The 20,125-nt window shown below is 36.6% G+C and carries 24 protein-coding genes; 11 read left to right on the top strand and 13 right to left on the bottom strand.

The window, feature by feature from the left end; all coding sequences use genetic code 11:
* Positions 1 to 274 precede the first annotated feature (274 nt).
* Entirely contained in the window at positions 275 to 2,275 is a 2,001-nt protein-coding gene (locus tag BN999_RS17195) for a putative bifunctional diguanylate cyclase/phosphodiesterase (RefSeq protein WP_096273452.1), read from the top strand.
* Between the two features lie 15 nt (positions 2,276 to 2,290).
* Here the strand turns inward: BN999_RS17195 and BN999_RS17190 are convergent, their stop codons facing one another.
* Complete coding sequence (locus tag BN999_RS17190) at positions 2,291 to 3,256, bottom strand: cation diffusion facilitator family transporter (RefSeq protein WP_096273451.1); 966 nt, start codon at positions 3,254 to 3,256, stop codon at positions 2,291 to 2,293.
* 190 nt (positions 3,257 to 3,446) lie between these two features.
* On the opposite strand from BN999_RS17190, the gene BN999_RS17185 reads away from it, so the two are divergent.
* Entirely contained in the window at positions 3,447 to 4,685 is a 1,239-nt protein-coding gene (locus BN999_RS17185; protein WP_096273449.1) for a putative glycoside hydrolase, read from the top strand.
* Positions 4,686 to 4,955: 270 nt separating this feature from the next.
* Here BN999_RS17185 and BN999_RS17180 read toward each other — a convergent pair whose 3' ends face one another.
* The gene (locus BN999_RS17180) at positions 4,956 to 5,837 is read right to left on the bottom strand and encodes a DMT family transporter (RefSeq protein WP_096273447.1); all 882 of its coding nucleotides are present in this window, start codon (positions 5,835 to 5,837) and stop codon (positions 4,956 to 4,958) included.
* A gap of 80 nt (positions 5,838 to 5,917) precedes the next feature.
* Here BN999_RS17180 and BN999_RS17175 point away from each other — a divergent pair, with 80 nt between their 5' ends.
* A complete protein-coding gene (locus tag BN999_RS17175; protein WP_176482019.1) occupies positions 5,918 to 6,112 on the top strand; it encodes a gamma-type small acid-soluble spore protein in 195 nt (64 codons plus the stop codon).
* Positions 6,113 to 6,128: 16 nt separating this feature from the next.
* Positions 6,129 to 6,437 (top strand): DUF3892 domain-containing protein, encoded by a 309-nt coding sequence (locus BN999_RS17170; RefSeq protein WP_096273445.1) that lies wholly within the window; start codon positions 6,129 to 6,131, stop codon positions 6,435 to 6,437.
* A gap of 43 nt (positions 6,438 to 6,480) precedes the next feature.
* Here the strand turns inward: BN999_RS17170 and BN999_RS20900 are convergent, their stop codons facing one another.
* The gene (locus BN999_RS20900; RefSeq protein ID WP_373453642.1) at positions 6,481 to 6,696 is read right to left on the bottom strand and encodes an immunoglobulin-like domain-containing protein; all 216 of its coding nucleotides are present in this window, start codon (positions 6,694 to 6,696) and stop codon (positions 6,481 to 6,483) included.
* Entirely contained in the window at positions 6,672 to 6,815 is a 144-nt protein-coding gene (locus BN999_RS21280) for an immunoglobulin-like domain-containing protein (RefSeq protein ID WP_373453641.1), read from the bottom strand. Before BN999_RS21280 ends, BN999_RS20900 begins: the two co-directional genes overlap by 25 nt.
* On the opposite strand from BN999_RS21280, the gene BN999_RS20895 reads away from it, so the two are divergent.
* Positions 6,754 to 6,924 carry a hypothetical protein gene (locus tag BN999_RS20895; protein WP_217988496.1) on the top strand — a complete coding sequence of 57 codons (171 nt, stop codon included), beginning with the start codon at positions 6,754 to 6,756 and terminating at the stop codon, positions 6,922 to 6,924. The genes BN999_RS21280 and BN999_RS20895 overlap by 62 nt on opposite strands.
* 58 nt (positions 6,925 to 6,982) lie before the next feature.
* On the opposite strand, the gene BN999_RS17160 is transcribed toward BN999_RS20895, so the two are convergent.
* The 3 genes from BN999_RS17160 to BN999_RS17150 all read right to left on the bottom strand — a co-directional run bounded on the left by BN999_RS17160 (position 6,983) and on the right by BN999_RS17150 (position 8,578).
* Positions 6,983 to 7,516 (bottom strand): 2'-5' RNA ligase family protein, encoded by a 534-nt coding sequence (locus BN999_RS17160; RefSeq protein ID WP_096273443.1) that lies wholly within the window; start codon positions 7,514 to 7,516, stop codon positions 6,983 to 6,985.
* Between the two features lie 41 nt (positions 7,517 to 7,557).
* Positions 7,558 to 8,019, bottom strand: a complete 462-nt coding sequence (locus tag BN999_RS17155) for a hypothetical protein (RefSeq protein WP_096273441.1) — start codon at positions 8,017 to 8,019, stop codon at positions 7,558 to 7,560.
* 139 nt (positions 8,020 to 8,158) lie between these two features.
* Complete coding sequence (locus BN999_RS17150; protein ID WP_255247519.1) at positions 8,159 to 8,578, bottom strand: YkvA family protein; 420 nt, start codon at positions 8,576 to 8,578, stop codon at positions 8,159 to 8,161.
* Between the two features lie 210 nt (positions 8,579 to 8,788).
* Here BN999_RS17150 and BN999_RS17145 point away from each other — a divergent pair, with 210 nt between their 5' ends.
* A complete protein-coding gene (locus tag BN999_RS17145) occupies positions 8,789 to 9,100 on the top strand; it encodes a hypothetical protein (RefSeq protein ID WP_096273437.1) in 312 nt (103 codons plus the stop codon).
* 91 nt (positions 9,101 to 9,191) lie between these two features.
* Here the strand turns inward: BN999_RS17145 and BN999_RS17140 are convergent, their stop codons facing one another.
* The 6 genes from BN999_RS17140 to BN999_RS17115 form a co-directional block, all read right to left on the bottom strand.
* Positions 9,192 to 10,166 (bottom strand): quinone oxidoreductase family protein, encoded by a 975-nt coding sequence (locus tag BN999_RS17140; protein WP_096273435.1) that lies wholly within the window; start codon positions 10,164 to 10,166, stop codon positions 9,192 to 9,194.
* 120 nt (positions 10,167 to 10,286) lie between these two features.
* On the bottom strand, positions 10,287 to 11,384 hold the full coding sequence (locus BN999_RS17135) for an ABC transporter permease (protein WP_096273434.1): 1,098 nt from the start codon (positions 11,382 to 11,384) through the stop codon (positions 10,287 to 10,289).
* Positions 11,384 to 12,643, bottom strand: a complete 1,260-nt coding sequence (locus BN999_RS17130; RefSeq protein WP_096273432.1) for an ABC transporter permease — start codon at positions 12,641 to 12,643, stop codon at positions 11,384 to 11,386. The genes BN999_RS17135 and BN999_RS17130 overlap by 1 nt, the downstream gene beginning before the upstream one ends.
* A gap of 15 nt (positions 12,644 to 12,658) precedes the next feature.
* The gene (locus tag BN999_RS17125; RefSeq protein WP_096273430.1) at positions 12,659 to 13,591 is read right to left on the bottom strand and encodes an ABC transporter ATP-binding protein; all 933 of its coding nucleotides are present in this window, start codon (positions 13,589 to 13,591) and stop codon (positions 12,659 to 12,661) included.
* Between the two features lie 131 nt (positions 13,592 to 13,722).
* A complete protein-coding gene (locus BN999_RS17120; RefSeq protein ID WP_096273428.1) occupies positions 13,723 to 14,355 on the bottom strand; it encodes a response regulator in 633 nt (210 codons plus the stop codon).
* Position 14,356: 1 nt separating this feature from the next.
* On the bottom strand, positions 14,357 to 15,490 hold the full coding sequence (locus BN999_RS17115; protein ID WP_096273426.1) for a sensor histidine kinase: 1,134 nt from the start codon (positions 15,488 to 15,490) through the stop codon (positions 14,357 to 14,359).
* A 221-nt stretch (positions 15,491 to 15,711) separates the two neighbouring features.
* On the opposite strand from BN999_RS17115, the gene BN999_RS17110 reads away from it, so the two are divergent.
* The 5 genes from BN999_RS17110 to BN999_RS17090 all read left to right on the top strand — a co-directional run bounded on the left by BN999_RS17110 (position 15,712) and on the right by BN999_RS17090 (position 20,071).
* Entirely contained in the window at positions 15,712 to 16,386 is a 675-nt protein-coding gene (locus BN999_RS17110; RefSeq protein ID WP_096273424.1) for a response regulator transcription factor, read from the top strand.
* Positions 16,387 to 16,388: 2 nt separating this feature from the next.
* Positions 16,389 to 17,768, top strand: a complete 1,380-nt coding sequence (locus BN999_RS17105) for a sensor histidine kinase (protein WP_096273422.1) — start codon at positions 16,389 to 16,391, stop codon at positions 17,766 to 17,768.
* A gap of 131 nt (positions 17,769 to 17,899) precedes the next feature.
* Positions 17,900 to 18,289 carry a hypothetical protein gene (locus tag BN999_RS17100; protein WP_096273420.1) on the top strand — a complete coding sequence of 130 codons (390 nt, stop codon included), beginning with the start codon at positions 17,900 to 17,902 and terminating at the stop codon, positions 18,287 to 18,289.
* 59 nt (positions 18,290 to 18,348) lie between these two features.
* Positions 18,349 to 19,383: an ABC transporter permease gene (locus tag BN999_RS17095; RefSeq protein WP_096273418.1), complete on the top strand. Its 1,035-nt coding sequence runs from the start codon at positions 18,349 to 18,351 to the stop codon at positions 19,381 to 19,383.
* A 1-nt stretch (position 19,384) separates the two neighbouring features.
* Complete coding sequence (locus BN999_RS17090) at positions 19,385 to 20,071, top strand: ABC transporter ATP-binding protein (protein WP_096273416.1); 687 nt, start codon at positions 19,385 to 19,387, stop codon at positions 20,069 to 20,071.
* Positions 20,072 to 20,125 lie beyond the last annotated feature (54 nt).

Here is a 20,125-nt window from a genome sequence, read left to right as displayed (position 1 = left end):
AAATACTAAATTATACCCAGAAAAACAATAGGTCTTTTTACCTATTAAAAGTAATTCATACACTTCCCTAACACTTTATTATACATTAAAATCTCGAATTAGGAATAACTAGTTTTTGCTACTAATTCCATTTTATAGTAATACAAGAGTGGGGTTATATATAATGTTATGAAAATTAGTGAATTCACAAAATAATAATTTTTCAATTGTTATGTAATGTGATACACTACAAAGGAAGATACTGATTTCGACAAAATTTGACAGGTGAATATAAATGACTAAACTGGGCTTAAATAAAATTCCACTCCTTCTTTGGGTAATTGGAGTCCTCATCATATCCGCTTCCATTTACATAGAAACATCTACACCAATCGAAACTATGGGGCTATATTGGACAGTGAATATTATCCTCGTTGCATTATTTTCTTATTTTGGTGGGTTATTTAGTGGGTTAATCTTTTTCATGATTCTTAGTGGAATATATATGTTTATAGGTCTGATTACTACTCCGAATGAACTCACTTTAACAAATTCAATGCCACAAGTATTTGGCCTGTTAATTGCGATTACACTTGGTACACTAGGATCAAAAATAAGAATAAATGAAATGCAGTTAACAAAGCTCTTTGAAAATAATGATATCTCGTTTTGGACTTGGGACCTAGACACAAATGAATATACTTTCTCAGAAGGATATGCAGCTATATATGGTGTTTCAAGTGATGTTATTCATGATAACCCAGAATTATGGAGAGAAGCCATTCACCCAGAGGACAAAGCTATGGTGATGGATGCTCATGAACAGCAAAAAGCTGGGAAAAAAACAACCATTACGTATCGCTTTTTCCATAGCAATGGAGAGATGAGGTGGATGCAAGATCGAGCTACTCCTCAGAAGGACAAGAATGGAAATGTTACACGGGTAGATGGCGTAATTTATGACATTACAAGTCAGGTTAAAGCAGAACAGAAGATGAACCAACTAATTCATTATGATTCACTAACAGGACTTACTAATAAAAATTGGTTCCATAACTATCTAAATACCGCACTCATTTCGGCTAGAAAATACAGTCGCACTTTAGCAGTTATGTTTATCGACTTTGATAATTTCAAGCGAGTAAACGATACACTTGGCCATAGTGCTGGTGACCAACTGTTAATACAAATAGCTGAAAGATTAAAATCAATCCTTTTCGAAAATGATATTGTTTCAAGACAAAGTGGGGATGAATTCTTAGTCTTAGTTGAGGGCCGTAATTTAGAAGAGATAGAGGAACTTGCTAAAGATATCGTAGAGAAGATGAATGCTCCATATAAAATAGATGGTACAGAGATTATCTCTACACCTAGTATAGGCATTAGCATCAATCTAGATTGGGAAGATGATGCAGAAGTATTAATTAAAAAAGCTGATTTTGCCATGTTCTTAGCAAAAGAAAATGGCAAGAACAATTTCCAGTTCTATAATGATGAATTGAACCAAAAAATGAAACGTAAAATGATCTTAGAAACTTATTTACATAAAGCAATTGAGAATAATGAATTATCGGTACACTACCAACCGCAATTTGATATTGCTACCTTCCGAATTTCAGGTGCGGAAGTTTTACTTCGTTGGGAATGTGAAATGGGTCGAATCCCTCCAGATGAATTCATTCCAATAGCCGAAGAAAACGGATTAATTATTCCGATTGGTGAATGGGTTTTAAGACAAGCTTGTCGTGACATTAAGCGTTTTAAGAAGAATGGATTAGATTCCTTCCCGGTATCTGTTAATATCTCAACTAGACAATTAATGGCACCAAATTTCATCGATAGAGTTCAAACCATTATTCAAGAAGAACAAGTCGATCCGAAATATGTAACACTGGAGATTACGGAAAGTGCCTTTCTTTACTATGAGGATGCAAAGGATAATATCCTAGCACTTCGTAATTTAGGTGTTGGAGTTTCCCTAGATGATTTCGGTATTGGCTACTCGTCATTGAGCATGATTCGGAATATCGAGATTGATGAGCTAAAAATTGATCGTTCATTCCTAAATGATTCATTAAAAAACGACCGGGTACGCTCTTTGTTAGAAGCAATCATACAAATTGGAAAGAAGATTAATACAAAGGTTGTTATTGAGGGAATCGAAACAAAGGAACAGATTGAAATGCTATCTGTCCATAACCTATTTGGTCAAGGGTATTACTATAGTAAACCGATACCAATTGATGAATTTGAAAAATGGTGTAAGAATTCAGCTGAAAAAGCGAAGAGCTTCTAACTCTTCGCTTTTTCTTTATTTCTCTTCCTGTCTTTCTTCCCAGGTTAGCTTTTCATCATCTTCAATAATTCCTAGTACAACGTCTGCTATCTCTGGTTCACGAAGTAACTTGTCAGTGAGTTGGAACTTGATATCGTCCGCTTCAGCTAAAGTAAATCCTTTCTTCAGCTCAACCGTCACCTCAACATGATATGTTCTTCCCTCTTGAATGACACGTAACTTATAAATATCGACAACAACATCTTCTGCTAGTAAGTCAGTAGCAATTTTATTCTCTACATCTGACGGTGCTGCGACTCCAATTAAACCAACCATATTGTCATATCCAACTCGGTAAGCGACAAATAACATTAATATCCCGATAAATATCGAAATAACACCATCTGCTTGGAGAATATCAAAGTACTGCGACAATACAATTCCTATAATTGCTAATATAGCACTTGAAGTAGCAACTAAATCCTCGTAGAAAACAAGACGTGTTGCAGGAGATGCTTTCTTTGCCCCTTTAAAAGCAGAAACTAAAATGTTACCACCATCTTCTAACTTCGCTTCATGTTTGATTTCCTTCATGGCTTTAACCAAAATAAATCCATCCACTAGAAATGCGGCAACTAAAATCCCGATATTGAGCCAGAAGTTTGTGGCTTCTTGAGGGTGTTGAATTAAATGCCACCCTTCTTTTATCGTCTCATAAGCCATTACCGTAACTACAATAACAGCTACCATACAAAAGATATTAATCACACGACCGAAGCCAGTAGGGAATCGTTTGGATGGTTTCATTTCAGATAATACACTACCGAAAAATACAAATCCCTGGTTGATTGCATCGGCAAACGAGTGCATAGCAGATGCAAACATGGTACCACTACTACTAACACTAGCAGCAATAATCTTTATGATAGCTAAGAATAAATTTCCAACTGCGGCGATACCAGAAGAGGTGTTCCCTTTTTTAACAAGTTGCATAAATCCCATATACATTCCCCCTAAGGTAAATTTTTTCCATTAGGTTCCCTTATTCTTCCCTGAAACTGCACGAACATGTACTTGAAAAATCACACGCTTTTGCTAATTTATGACTCGAATCAAATCGATGGGTTGAGCACAACGTAATAACAAAACAACAAAGGGAGGGATCAACCTGGCAAAGAGAATTTTTTCCATAATGTTAATAATCCTGCTCATAGGATGTACAAACCAAGAAGCAATACCAGACAAAACCCCTACTGAGAATCAATCAACGTCCAATGTAGACGATCATATCAATAAAGACATCACCATCGGAAATAGTCCAAAAAGCACAACAGAAAATCTTGAAAACCGTATTAGAAAAATCTCTTCCACTGATGAAACAACGAAAAAAGAACAATCATTAGAAAACACCGTAGAAATACCCAAACCAAAAGCCACCAAAAAGCCCGATAAAGTTGATGTAAGAGGAATTTACCTTAACCGTACCTCCATAAGAGAAGAGAATGTTCAACACTTTATTGACCTGATTAAAAGCACCAACCTTAATGCTGCAGTTATTGATATCAAGGATGATTATGGAAAACTCACTTATGACTCCAATATTGATTTAGCTAACAAAATCGGTTCGGATTCTGGACCAGCAACAAAAGATTTAAAAAAGCTTGTTCAACGATTCAAAGACGCGGGTATTTACACCATAGCGCGTGTTGTAGTCTTTAAAGACCCCTATTTAGCAGAGAATATGAGCGACTACGCCATGAAACGAAAAAACGGAACGATCTGGCAAGATGCAGCAGGCACGAAATGGGTAGACCCATATAAAGAAGAAGTATGGAATTACATTACTTCCATTGCACAGGAAGCTAGCGACAGTGGCTTCGATGAAATCCAATATGATTATATTCGTTTTCCAGAAAAAGGTAAACAGGTTGACCAAGAAGTAACGTATGACAATCCAAATAATCTCACGAAGTCTGAAAATATATTAGCTTTCCTCAAACATTCCGAAGATCAATTACGCAACTACCCAGTATATGTTTCAGCAGATGTATTCGGTCTAGTTACAACAGCACAGGACGACATGGGCATTGGCCAAATATGGGAAAACATCGCAACACATGTTGACTATATCTCACCAATGACCTACCCATCACATTATGCACCAGGATCATACGGTGTCGCAAATCCCGACCGAGCTCCATATGAAATCATGCTACAGGCTATGATCGATGCGAAAGAACGAAACAAGGTTCTCGAAGACAAGGGTGAAGAGGCTGCCATTATTCGCCCATGGGTACAAGATTTTGACTACCTAAGCACTTACACTGCAACAGACGTTAAAAACCAAATCCAAGCACTCCAAGACCAGGACATTACGCAATATTTAATATGGAATGCTGGAAATGTCTATACGGTAGAAGCTTATAAATAAACGATTGAAAAACCGCTGAGTGATCAGCGGTGTACATAAGATGTCATGAACTTTTCTACTTGAAATTGCTTCAAAATGTCGATGAGAATACTCCTCATCATCTTTTCTACTCGAAATTACCTCAAAATGTCGATGAGAACACTAATCATCTTCTTTTCTACTCAGATTTAACTGTAAATGTTTATGAGAACACTAATCATCAACTTATAACAATAATTTTATTCTAAAAACCAAAATGGTATACACACTAAATCCACATATAAAGTTCCTTCAGGCTGCCCTTCTCCTCTTAAACGCAATCTCACTCAACATAGTAGACCCCAAGATTAATGCTCCCCCTAACATCTGCACAGCAGTCATGTTTTCACTCAGGAACAATGCAGCAAACACAACTGCAGAGATTGGGTCGATATAACTTAGTACAGCGATTGTTTGGCCTTTTAACTTTTTCATGGAAGAGAAATAAAGGAGGTAGGCTATACCTGTATGTACTATTCCAAAAATAGCAATTAATATGATGGATTGAATATCAATACCGCTATAATTCATTTCCTGTGTCAAGATAACATAGGGAAACATAACAATAGTCGCAATACTTAGTTGCATAATTGTCGTCTCAAAATCAGATAAATTCCGGATGAACTTATTAATTAGAATAACACTTGCATAAAGACCTGCAGCCAATAAACCATAGCCAATTCCAACTGGATGATTGTAAACATCAGTTAGATCAACAGCACCTGGTTTTATTACTAAATATAATCCGATAAATGCAAATACGATACTAATTGCTTTTTTGGTTGTCCATTTTTCTTTTAATAAAAATGGAGCTAATACCAACACAAATATTGGAGCAAAATAATAACTAAGTGTTGCATTTGGAATCGTTGTGTAACGATAAGCTTCAAACAAGAAAATCCAATTAAATCCCATCGCCGCTCCGGATAAAATAAGTAGTGTCATATTCCGTTTGGAGATTAACTTTACATTAACTTTTTGCTTGATGAAAAAGCTTGCTCCAATTAAAAACACACTACCGATTGCCCCACGAAACAAAGCAATCTCACTGGAGGATAGATCAATATTTTTCACAAATAACCCGAGACTTCCAAAAATAAGCATAACTACAATAAACGTTGCCTTTGCCCCCATGAATACTCCCCCCTACTTTTCCCAACATCATATTATTGAATAATATAGCACAAAATAACGAATGGAAAGGAGTAATACACATGCAAAACAACCGTAAATTAACCGTAGCTGGGACTGATGTTGAAGAAACGAAGCGAAAAAATGCGGAATCAGGCCTATCCTATAATGAGGTAAAAGCAATGCTTGCTCAAACTGGCGGATATGGAACAGCAAAATATAGTGATACCGATCCAAATGAAGTTAAAAGGCAAATTCAACAGGACTTATCCGAGTAATGAAGGAGGTTCCAAGATGACAGAAAAGGACTTTGAACAAATTTATAATGAATACAGAAATCAAAGCGAACAACAAGCCAATACAAACCAAGAGAATACACCTGGAAAGGAGCAGATTGTTGCCGTACGGAAAAATGATGATGGTGATATCATTGCATTTAAAACCGATTCTGGTAAAGAGTTGGATTATATTACTGCACTCGATGAAGCAAAGGCTGGAAACCTTGCCAATATTGATGTTTTCGACAAATATGGGCGTGACATCATCCGTAGTGAACCAGATGGTATAAAAGAAAATAATCTAGATAATTTACCAGAATTTTAAAAGGCAGCCTCCTATCCTTGAGGTTGCCCATCTCAATCCCAGTCTAATTCACTGTAAATTCACCAGCCAAATAATATTTATCATAATCACCGGGATTTTTAAAGTCCAATATATCTTTTACTATACGGTATTCCCCGGAAGTAAGACTGCCATAAAGCCATTCCCAATCCACTGTCCACTCACTAACTGATGAAGGATCCAAGTCAAAGCCAATATCATTAAACCCATAGCTCTCTAACTTAACAGGGATTGGAACCATTCTCCGTCCTTTTTCTTCTCCAACAAAAAGTCCTCGCCATAGATACATTGTTTGTCGGTGTTATTTTCAAAGGTAACGGTTAATCCAGTAGGTGAGACTGTTTCAGACTTAACAACCATAACTACACCATCCAGATTGTTTACTGTCTCATGTACGGTTGGTTCCCAGTCTGTTTCTTCTGGTAACTGGTCGTTACTGGAAGTACCACATCCTGACAATACGATTTAACATAGCACAATACTGTATATCGGGACTAAATGGCCTTTAATGTAATCACCCCTCTTCCTTAATGATTTAAAGGTACATCAAAATACTTCACATATACATGTGGTTCAACCTCTCGATAAACCCTAATAAAATCTACGTTAAACGAAGGATAAGGCTGTAGTTCCTCTTCTGCTAACCTTGCCATATCCTGAAGTTCTTCCGTTGTCATTCCATAATATGTTTTTCCTATAGACATATGTGGTACAAAATCCTCCAACTCAAAGTATTGCTTGATTGACTCAGGACTTGGAGAGATATTTTGAACCAATTTTTTATGTAATGTAAATAATTCTTTAGATTCGATACTTAGATAGACAATTGAATCAAAGAAAAACTCTGGCTTTCCTACTGTAATTTGAAAAGGTTCAACTGCACTACAAACCTGTTTAATCTTCGTAATCCACTTTTCATCAGGAGTCAATCCGCCTTGTGCTTTCAATGTAATATGAGGCTCAACCACTTTATTAATCCAGTGATTTGACCAACCTTCTCGAAACTTTGTTACCTTCTCTTTATAAGATTCTGGTGGAACAATCCCAATGAAATATTGCATCGTACCCCTCCTATCTTTTAGTACAATTATCACCTGAAACATCATTCAAACAAATCCATATAAGATAATATATGTCCTCTCACTCGTTTTTTCTCTTCGTTTGTTAGATCATCAAGAGAAAAGTGCTCTAAATTATCATCAGGAATTAGTATAGTAGAAGGTTTGGAAAGCTTTTTCTTACGTTCATCACCTTCTTCATAAAGTGTAACAAGTGATTTATTATAGTAGGAATGGATAACTTCTGTTCTGATATAATTTCCTTTGAGGTCATAGTAATCTTCAATGGCTTTTATATCTGTCTTAATCTGTTTATCACTCTCTTCACTACTATTAATAACATTAACTTTCTTATAACCATCTTTCTCCCATATACCTTCATCATTTTGTTCGAGTGTTTCAATAGTATAGACCTCGACATGCTGACCTTTCTGGACATCATTACATGCACCTAAGAGGACCATTACTGATAAAAGTAAGCTTACCTTTAACATCTTTTGCCTCAATTTTCTCCCCCTATTATATAAAATAATTCAATATTATCTCCCTATAACAAAAGAATCGCACAGAGCATTGAAATGCCTTCTGTGCGATTCTTTAGGTGTCCTATCATTATAAGCGACATTGCAGTAATATTGACTGTCACTACCCCTGTAACTTTGCATCAATATCCGATGTATCCACTTCTTGTCCAAACCACTTCTCTAGTTTTTCTCTAGCCTTTGTTTTCACTTCATCATCCACATGTACTGCAACTTGTATTAAGGCAGCTGTCAATACACCTAAGTCATCAATAAAACCGGCCCCAAATGCAACATCTGGGATTAAATCGATTGGTAAGATGAAATAACCAAGTGCTCCCAAAATAGTAGCCTTAACTTTCACTGGAATATCCGGCTTCTGTAACGTGTAATACAGAATCAAGACAGCATAAACCGCTGAAGCTCCAGCCTTCTTTGCAAATTTACGAACCTTATTCCATAGCTTTTCATCTGAATAATGCTTGCCATGTTTTTGTATTTCTTCCTCATTCATACCCTCTACTTCTTTGTTAATTGCTTCCATTTGATCCTTACCTATCTTTTTCTTCTTGAACTTTTCAAACATAATATCTCCTCGAATCAGTTCAGATTTTTATTGCTTGTCTTAGATAAATGATAATCCTTTCCGCTATACGAGTAAAGCGATATTTGTCAAATTTTGTTTCGACTGTTTTGCTAAACACCTTGTTTTTTGTTAACTTTCAATTATACTAAAGACAAGGAGGTGATAGGGATGGAACAGGAAACCATGTTTAAAGAAATATTAAATGCTTTCAAATTGCATGCGGAGAAAATCGATAAGCGATTTGAGCAGATTGATAAACGTTTTGAACAAATGGATAAACGTTTCGAACAAATGGATAAGCGGTTTGAACAAATGGATAAGCGGTTTGACGAAATGGACAAACGTTTCGACAGACTAGAAACAAAAACAGATGGTATTCGCATGGACTTAACAGATACACAAAAAACCACACATTTTTTACTACGTAAGGTTGCAGATCACGATGAGAAACTCCTTGAACTTTCCCAGCGGCAAAAGTAATTCCCCATGCTGCAAATACCAGTAATCTAAAATACCTTCACCCAAATTACTGGCGTGAAGGTATTTTATAGTTTAGTTAATTGCTTTTAATTTACCTAGTTACATCAATCAAGATTTTCCCCGTATGTTCCCTATTCTCTATTGCCTGATGTGCCTCAGCAACCTTACTCAGTGGATACTCTGCACCTATTACCATTTTCAAATCACCATTAGCTAATAATGGAATTACTCCAGCCGCTGCTTCTATTAACAAATGCGGTCTTTTCTTACGTGTATTCCCAAGACTAAATCCCAATACAGACCGACAACTAGCATGAAGGGCCTTCGTGTTAAAAGTTCCAACTCCACCACTTGAATTTCCAAAGTGGACTAATCTCCCGTATTCAGCTAAGCATTCTAAACTCTCCTCCGAAACCTTACCCGACATGGAATCCAGAATAACATCAACTCCAAATCCATTGGTTAATTCCAATGTGTTCTTTCGAAATTGATCATATGTAAATACATAATCTGCTCCAGCATTTCTGGCAACATCCATCTTTTGTCTATTTCCGACCGTACCAATTACCATTTTCGCTCCAAGAAGTTTTGCTAATTGAATCGCTGTTGTTCCAACTCCACCAGCTGCAGAATGAATTAGAACCGTTTCTCCTTTTATAAGCCTACCAACATCTTTTAGAAGCATATAAGACAAGAAAGTAACAATCGGGCTAGCTGCAGCAACCTCATCTGAGATAGTATCTGGAATTGGAAATGTTAACTGCTCAGTAGCGACTGCATATTCTGCATAAGAGCCAGTTTTAGGAAAAGCAATAACCCTCTGGCCAATTTCAAGATTATCTACTCCTTCTCCTACTTTTACAATCGTACCTACCAAATCTAAACCTAATATTAACGGAAAATGTCCTTTTCCCTTATTTCCATTTCTATTTTTGATATCCGCGTAATTTACACTCGTTTTGGAAACTCTAATTAATACGTCATGACTTGATAGTGATGGGTCAGGTACTTCTTTATACTGTAATACTTCAGGTCCGCCAAATTTTTCTATAATGACTGCTTTCATACACTTCCCCCTCGCAATATAAATGAATGGCTTTGGTTCTTATTATATCAAATATTAAAAAAACAAGGATTGTGTAAAATTGAAAAATGAGCACGGTTCCCCGTGCTCATTACAGAATCCTTATTTCTTTCGTTCTACTATATTTATCCCAATTCCCATAGCCAATACCCCAATCAATAACATAATGACAATCGGAAGTAAGATATCATTCCAACCTGCATTATATAAAGCAACATCCATCATAGCTTCCACTCCATGGGAGAGTGGGAAAATATCGGCTATGAATTGAAGGATAGGATTCGTTATCGTTCCTGGTTGCATATAGACACCGCTTACGACCGGTATCATTGGTATAAGAGAAGGGTACACCATATAGAACTGCTCCGGCGTTTTCACGAATCCTGTAATTAACATGGCTACACTAATCATGCTAAGTGTGAAAGCAGCCGCAATGGTTACAATCATCGCAAAATTCCCTAACTCGTAATCTAACACATACTTAAATATAAGAAATACAACCATCATTTGAAAAAATGCTACACAAAAACTATAAAACAAATGACCAATATACATATTCGTTTTACTAACAGGAGATAAGATTAAACGATTCCATATCCCACTTACTTTATCAGCAGTAATCCCATTCACTTTAAAACCGATGGTAAACATGGCTATAAATAGTGTAAAGCCAAATAATAGCTGCATTCCCATGTCATGATTAGCTAATTCTCCACCATCTAATGACTTCGTTTGTATGGTAATGGGAGGAGTCTTCAAGTATTCTCCAACTTCATTTCTCAACTCTGTCGTACTGTTCGTTCCTGCCGCCGCAACAAGCTTTGCTTCTTCCGTAAATACTTGATGGACATGTTGATTCACAATAAAGACTCCCGGCATTTCATTAGCAGTAATTATCCGGTAATCATTTTCCATTATTTGAAGTGCAACATCACTGTTCCCTTCTAGGACCTCTGCATGTGCTTTTTCCTGATCCATCCAAACAAACTCAATCGAGTCATGGTGGCCTAATAACTCCATCCATTTCTGCTCAAGTTCTTCTGCATTTGATTCCGTACTGTATACCGCGACGGTTGTTTGCTCAATTCGATCAATATCACCAAATATAATAGTTGCTAAGATGCTCAACCCGATGAATAAAAGAATAAGATACGGTTTACGTTTATCCTTCATCCATTGCGCTAAAAATACTGGGTACATTAGTTACGCCCCCTTCCAGGAAATATGGCCATACCTAAGACCAGAAAAACAAGGAAATATCCGAGAAGTATCACGATTGGTATGACTAAGTTCCCAGGGTTACTTAGTTGAATCCATTCTAATAGTACAGTTAGTGACATGCCATTAGGTGTCCATTCCCCAATACGTTGGAGAAATGTTGGTAGAATTTGAATAGGCGTGAAATTACCACCAACGACTGCTATTGACATAATTACCAAGGTAAGAATTCCACTTGCTGCATTTGTGTCCGTTACATTTAATGTGATGCTTGTAAATAACGCCGTTAAACCTGCGACTGTAAGCGCAAATGCCGTGATAACAAGTAGTAACCCTAACCAAAATTCTAATGACTTATCTGGAAAAACATCAAATAATAATTGGGTTATGGTAATCGTGAACATAATTTGTAACCAAGAAAGAATGAATGTGGAAAGTGTTTTCCCCATTAAATAGTGGAATGGATTGCTTCCAGTTAAAATGATACGATTAAAAACACGTTCTCTCTTTTCGGTGACTGTTTTAACTGCTAAAGTCTGTGCCATAAATAAGGCAAATAAGGTACTCATTGCGATGGTAATATATTGGGTGAAACTGAATGTTTCAACTCCCTCAATGACCTCTATACCTCCTTGTGGAAGTTTAGGTTCCTGATTCTCACCTTCTGCAATAGACCCGAGAGCAAATTCTAAATTAATTGATTCAATAAAGTCATTCATCATATTTTGTAGTGTACTTAGTTCAGTCGATTGTTCTTCTGCTTGTATAGATAAGGCAACATCCACTTCTTCCCCTAAAATAATCGAAGAGAGGACTTTATAGGTAAATTCTTCAGGAATTATTACAAAAGCATGCAACTCTCCCTCCTCAACCAACTCAAGGGCTTCCGCTTCACTCACAACTCGAGTAGTAAGAACCTGTTTTATTTCTGGATTGTTAAAAAAGCTATTCAACATCTCACTAGGATTAATAGAAGATGCTTGGGAGAGGATAGCCTCTTTCTCTGCTTCATCTATACCCAAGTTATTTAATGATTCAGCAAATTGCTCAAAACCCTCTAATGCTTGATCTTCCTCTACAATCCCAACTTGTATGTCAATTGAATCCCCATCTTTTGAGAACATGCCCGATAATGCTGTATTCAACACAACAATAAGAACAATAGGGAGTAAAAGCGCAATTAGAACTTCTTTTCGATCTCGCCAAAATATTAATAAATCTTTTTTCAAAAATGAGCCCATACCAATACTCCTCTCTTAATCTCGCAACGTTTTTCCTGTTAAATGAAGAAAAACGTCTTCTAGACTTGGGTCTTCCATTTGGAAATGGGTAATTTGAGTCCCTACATTCTCTGCTGCATGTACTAAGTCAGCTAGGATATTACTACCTTTTTTCGAAATAACTCGAATACCGTGGTTAGTATCTTCTACTTGCCTAACAGCTGCCATTCCTTTAATGGCCTCTAACAGTGCATCGCTCTTTTTACTCAATTGAACTTGAATCGTATCCTCTGTCGATAAAATACTTAACAACTCCTGCTTACTACCTGAAGCAACCACTCGACCATGATCCATAATGTATACTCGGTTACATAGCTGCTCCACTTCTTCCATATAATGACTGGTGTAAAGAATCGTCATTCCAGTTTCTTCATTTAACTTCTTTACCGTTTCTAAAATATGATTTCTAGATTGGGGATCAATTCCAACAGTCGGCTCATCGAGAATCAGAATCTTTGGTTTATGCAACAATGCTGCAGCGATATTGACCCTACGTTTCATCCCACCAGAAAAAGTCTTTACCAGTTCCTTTTGTCTTTCTTTCAAACCCACCATTTCTAATACTTCTTGAATTCTTTCTTCTAGAATGTCTTTTTTCACCTTGTAAATCTTTCCGAAGAATTTCAGATTCTCATAGGCTGATAGTTCTTCATATAAGGCAATTTCCTGTGGAACAACTCCAAGAACTTTTCGAATCTCTGATGGGTTCTTTATCGTACTTAGTCCATTTAGCTTTACATCCCCTGAAGAGGGTTTTAGTAGTGAGGAAATCATAGATATTGTGGTCGATTTGCCTGCTCCATTTGGTCCAAGTAATCCAACTGATTCCCCTTCATCTAAATACATATCAATTTCATCTACTGCTTTTTTCTCCTTAAATGTTTTACTAAGCTTTATCGTTTCGAGCATTTCCATACACTCCTTTTAATCAATCAAATCCGTTTATCCTTTTTTAATGTACAAAAAAAGAAACAACGTCACCACTATCTCCAGTCACGATGTTTCCGAATTACCATTACTTTCTTCATTTATTTTTTACATTATACCAAATTGTGGCGGATCGCATAGATGGCAAGCTGGGTTCGATCCCTTAATTCGAGCTTGTTTAGAATTTGACTTGTGTTATTTTTAACCGTACCAATAGATATAGCAAGCCGTTCTGCAATCTCACCATTGCTTAATCCTTCCCCAATACACTTTAAAATGTCTCTTTCCCTTGGTGTTAAGGTTGGATCTGGTTCGTTCCCTTCTTCCTGCTTCAATAATATCGGCATTACTTTTGCAGCCACATGATCCTCGATGGAAAGCCCCCCTGTTAAAGCACTACGAATGGAGCGAAGTAGAGATTCGGTATCTCCTGTTTTTAACACATATCCACTTACACCAATTTTTAACGATTCCAATACATATTGGTTATCATCAAATGTAGTTAAAATCAATATTTTCACATCTGGCCATCTCGAGTGAATCACTTTAGCTGCTTCGATTCCATCCATGACAGGCATACGAATATCGAGAATAACGATATCAAAGGATTGTTTCTCACAAAGTAGAATGGCTTCTTTTCCATTATTAGCTTCACCAGTTACTTTCATCTCTTCATCTGATTCAATCATTTTTTTCAGACCTTGCCTTACCATTACTTGATCTTCTGCCAATAATATCCTTACCATGTTATACCCCCATTTCAATTTTCACATAGCCTCTAAGTATAAACTGTTCATCCGTTTGGAAGACTTCCAAACCTCCACCAAATCGCTCTAGTCGATCCCTCATGGAAGTTAGTCCGAACCCTTCATGAAATGGTTGGTGTCCAGTTATGGGATTACTAATTTCAAATCGAAAAATACTACCACCAGGTGCCTCAAACATGACCTCTGCTTCCCTGGAAGTACTATGTTTCATAATATTAGTGAGTGCCTCCTGAACAGAACGAAAAATAGCAAAAGCCTGTTCACCAGTTAGTGGCGCAGTAAATGCACCATGCTTCACAGAAAAATGAATCCGCATAAAGCTTTCCATTTCTAATTTACGAATTAAGCGCAGTATTCCTGGGAGCCCTCCCGTTTCAGTCGTCTTGAGAGATTTAACAGCCCTTCTAGTCTCCTCCAGACTTTCACTTGCAAGTACTTTTAACGACTGGACTTGCTCCTGATTACTCTCCGATACATCGAGCCGAAATGCTTCTAGCTGCATGAGAAGAGCAGTTAGTTTATGTCCAACGGAATCATGAATTTCATGCGCAATCAACATACGTTCTTCCTGCCTCGTAACTTCATCATCCGATACTTTTTTCCGTTTCAGACTACGATATTCACTAAGTAATGCATCATATCGAGCCTCCAGATCATCAGCGTGTCCTTTTACTCTTTTATGGACTAGCATTGCTGCCAAAACAAGTATCCAATAGAAGATAATTAATAATTGTATGTATAAGGTCATTTCCATGCTAAAAGAAGCTACAAGGATACTGATGAAAATAAAGATGGCCAGTATCAAGCTTTCTCTACTATTCAAGTAATAAATCCCCTCCGCCATGACAAGGGTTAAGATGAGTAAAAGAAATGGATTCAATGCTTCCTCATGAATGGGATTCAGTGTGAGAATAGCAACCATTACATTGATCCCCAGTAGGATAAGTATCGCTTTTGGTTTCTGTTTCCATAACGGGGTAATGAAAAACAAAGTAAAATATAGCGCTGTTCCAAGAAGGTTTAACGTCATACCTTCTATCGACTCATCAACATATAGAAGAGCAAATGGCCAAAGTAGGATATTAAATAGTAGCCATAACCAGTAGGATTTCATCTTTTCAGGCCCCTTTCTTCCTTATCATATTTTAGCATACAACTTGTTCAGGTATTATAATTGTATGGGGCTGTTCCAATACTTCACCTCGAGTACCTAATCTATGGTAAGCTAATTGTAGCAAATTCGGACAAAATTGGCATAATAAGGTAATGACCAATTTTGAATTAATACAAGGATTTATTATGGTTTATTAGAAAAGGACAGGGAGAATACAATACATGAAACGTATTTTAATTGCTGACGATGATCCATATATTTTACAACTCGTATCTATTCATCTATCACAAGCTGGTTATCAAGTTCACCTGGCGAAGGATGGTACAGAAGCAGTAAATATTCTTATAAACAAACCGTGCGACCTAGCCGTTGTGGATATCATGATGCCTTTTATGGATGGATTCACCCTAACAAAACATATTCGCAAAAAATATGATATCCCAGTAATTCTTCTAACTGCAAAAAATGAATTGGACGATAAAGAAGAAGGGTTTCGCTCTGGAACGGACGATTACTTGGTCAAACCATTTGAGCCAAAGGAATTGCTTTTAAGAATTGAGGCTTTACTAAGGCGATATAACAAACAACCTATTGAATCCTTTATTAAACTAGGGATGACTACCATTAATAAACATAACTACGAGGTTCAAATTGGGGATCGAACGGTCATATTACCATTAAAAGAATTTGACTTACTTTATTTTCTGGCCTCTTATCCGATGCAGGTATTTACTAGAAATCAGATAATTGAGCAGGTTTGGGGATTGGATTTTGAAGGAGACGAACGAACGGTAGATGTCCATATTAAACGATTAAGGGAACGTTTTACCAATATAACGAATGATTTCCAAATTAAAACCATTCGTGGGGTAGGCTATTTATTGGAGGTAAAGTAAGGATGAGGTCACTATATATAAAATTTGTTGTTATCACCATTGGGATTATGATTTTTAGTGGTGTCCTATCCTTTTTTATATCTAATACCTATTACCAACAGAAATTAAAGCCGTATAATGATGAGAAAAACACCAACATAGCCTTAAGTATCTCTTCATTTATAGAAGACCACCCATCGATTAATATAGAGGAATACCTAAATCACCTTTCTTCTATTGGATATCAATTTTATTTAACGGACCGTTTAGGAAACGAATCCTTCTTTGGTTCACCATTTCGAGTTACGACACTTTCAGATTCCATTAGGGATGAAGTATTGAATGGGACTATTTATCATGGTATTTTACATTTTCCACAAGAGACTTTTGTAACAGGCTTCTTTGCAAATGAACTGGAGAATACGATTGGTGTGCCATTTATGTATAATAATAGGAACTATGCGCTATTCTTACGACCAGACATAAAATTACTCTTTAACGAAATGCATCTCTTATTCGGTTGGCTACTTGTATTAACCATTGTCTTAAGTATCCTTTTTGTATTATTTAGTACTAAATATTTAGTAAAACCCATATCGCAACTAACATCTGCTACAAAATCACTTGCAAAAGGAGATTTTAATGTCAAAGTTAGCACCAGCAGACAAGATGAATTAGGAGAACTATCCCATAGCTTTTTAACCATGGCGAGAAGATTAGAACAAGTGGATGACATGAGAAAAGAATTCGTCTCTAATATTTCTCATGATATACAATCACCACTCTCTAATATAAAAGGATACACCAACCTTTTGGAGAATGAATCGATCTGTCAAGAGGAAAGAAATCAGTACATTACGATTATTAATGATGAAATTAAAAGACTGTCTAATTTAACGAAACAGTTATTACTACTAGCATCCTTAGACAAAAACAATGACATTTTGAAAAAGGAATCCGTTGATATTGGAAAACAAATAAAAGAGCTAATAAGAAATTCCAAATGGTTAATAAATGAGAAGGACATTATGTTAGAGTACACCATACCAGAAGTGATAATCAAGGGCGATCCCTCCCTGCTCTATACCGTCTGGGATAACCTGTTATCCAATGCGATTAAATATAACAGACCGAATGGAAGTATTGAAATGACAATGAAGGAAAAGGAGAGTTCCGTATTAATCCTATGTAAGGATACTGGGGTTGGCTTGAACGAGAAAGATATAAATCGAATTTTTGACCGCTTTTACCGAGTAGATACGGCTCGTACAAGGTCAGTGGAAGGAACTGGATTAGGTCTTTCTATCGTTGCCACTATTGTCAAATTACATCATGGTACCATACATGTTGAAAGTAAGAGAGATGAAGGTACTATCTTCACCATTGAACTCCCTAAAAGTTAATACCATTATCATGCCATGACTCTACGAGAGCCATGGTTTTTTTATTTGTAATCGTTTGTTCATCTGTTGTTCATATTCAAAAAGTACATTAGAGATGGAAATAGAATAACGATTATTAGGAGGAATTTTAAATGAATAAAAATAGTAAAATCCTAGTACAATTTGCAGGAGTTTTTGGTTTGATAGGTGCTTTTCTTGGAGCCCATATGGCTGGTTCTGGCTCCTATGCCTTCCGACCAGTTCATGCCCATATTCTAGTAGTTGGTTGGTTAACATTATTTAGTTGGTCAGTATTTTATAAGGTATTCCAAACCACTACAAATTTGTTAACTAAAATCCATGTATGGAGTGCCATTATTGGTTCCGTTGGTTTAACCGTTGGCATGTGGTTGTACATGGTAAAGCCATTTGATCTCCCTGAAGGAGTCACATTAGCATTTTATATTGGTGGTGGAGTATTGTTATTAGTCAGCTTTTTCGTGTTTTTCTTGATTACATTATTCTACCGGGAAGATAACTAGTTGGACTAAAAGGACATGTTTGTTGTCCCTTCCATCACACATAAATTGGAGGAATAACCATGAAAATGGCCTGGAAAGAAATGCAGAAAAACAAGGCGAAATTTATCATATTAGGCTCCATCATTTTTCTAGTGAGCTTATTAACATTTATTATATCTGGCTTAGCTAACGGATTATCACACGATAATGCTGGACTGATCAAGGATTTACCAGATGGGCATTTTTATATGACGGAAGATGCAGAGGAAATGTATAATCTATCAACTATTAACAATGGAACCCAAGAAGATATTTTAATGAATCAAGAGAATTCCGTAGCCCTATCTATCCAAATGGGCTTTGTAAATGATCAGTTCGACAAGCAGCGAAGTGTTGCATTTGTGACCTCGACTGATTCTGATTTATTTGAACAAGTAAGTAGCGGTGAGATCATTCTGGATCGTTCATTAGAAGATGAAGGGATCAAAGTTGGAGACACGTTAACCCATAATCAATCTAACGGAACGTTTTTAGTGAAGGGATTTGTGAATCAAAAGAAATACAGTCATACCCCTGTTGCTTATATCAGTACGGAGGATTATCAGGACATCTATCAAACTAGTGACATGCAACTTATTTTCATCCCAGGAACAGAAAACGTACAGCAATTTACCGGCTTACAAGCTTTTACGAATCAAGAATTTCTCAAAACAATTCCAAGCTATAGTGCCGAGCAAATGTCTTTAAACATGATTGTATGGTTTCTAATCGTGATTAGTGGTATGTTATTTGCTATCTTTTTCTATATGATGAATGTTCAAAAGATCGGTCTATACGGGATTTTAAAGGCAATTGGAGTCAAAACAAGCACCTTGTTCCAAATGATGTGGACGCAAATGGTTGTTATTACTAGCATAGCATTAACAGTTTCTATTGCTGGTAGCCAAATTTTCAATTCACTTGCACCTAATGGAATGCCTTTTAGTCTAACCATCGAGACGACTTTACAATTATCATGTGTATTTCTCATTATAGGGTTTGTAGGAGCCACACTGTCCGGATTTCAAATTAAAAAAGTAGAAGCCTTACAAGCAATCCAACAAGGAGAGATGTAAGATGGATCGATTTACAATGGAAAAAGTACGGAAAACATTTACGAATGGGGAAACAAAAGAGGATATCTTAAAAGGTATCAACCTCTCCCTTATGGAGGGGGAAGTCACCGCATTAGTCGGTGCATCAGGTTCAGGAAAAAGCACACTATTAACTATTGCTGCTGGCCTTCAATCTGCGACTGAAGGCACGATACAATTTGATGGCCAAAATATTGCAACAATGAAATCGGATCAAATTCGTAAAATACGTGCAAGCAAATTCGGTTTTGTATTTCAATTTGCACATCTTGTCCCGTTTCTAACAGTAAAGGAACAACTACTATTAATGCTTGATATTGCCGATTCAAAACAAAAGAAAGTGGATAAGAAAAAGGAAGTGGATCGAATTCTAAAGCTAGTTGGAATGGAACATCGAAAAGACTCCTATCCTACCTCTCTATCAGGTGGGGAAAAGCAACGAGTTGCGATTGCACGTGCCATTATCCATAAACCGAAAGTACTGTTTGCAGATGAACCAACTGCTAGTTTGGACTCCAAAAGGTCTAGAGAAGTAATGGCATTACTACGTGACATCACTAAAACGTACCATATTGCTACCTTACTAGTTACGCATGATGAAGAAATGCTTATTTTTACCGATCGTGTCATTAAAATGTTAGATGGTAAGATCCTGGCAGAGTCTAATTAATACTATAATCGAAAAGCAACCATAAATTGGTGGCATCATTCTATCCAAAAAGAT

It is taken from the genome of Paucisalibacillus globulus, assembly GCF_900184735.1.
Taxonomy (GTDB): domain Bacteria; phylum Bacillota; class Bacilli; order Bacillales; family Amphibacillaceae; genus Ornithinibacillus; species Ornithinibacillus globulus_B.
The sequence above is the reverse complement of the archived record's forward strand: the minus strand, read 5'-3'. Positions and strand labels throughout refer to the sequence as shown.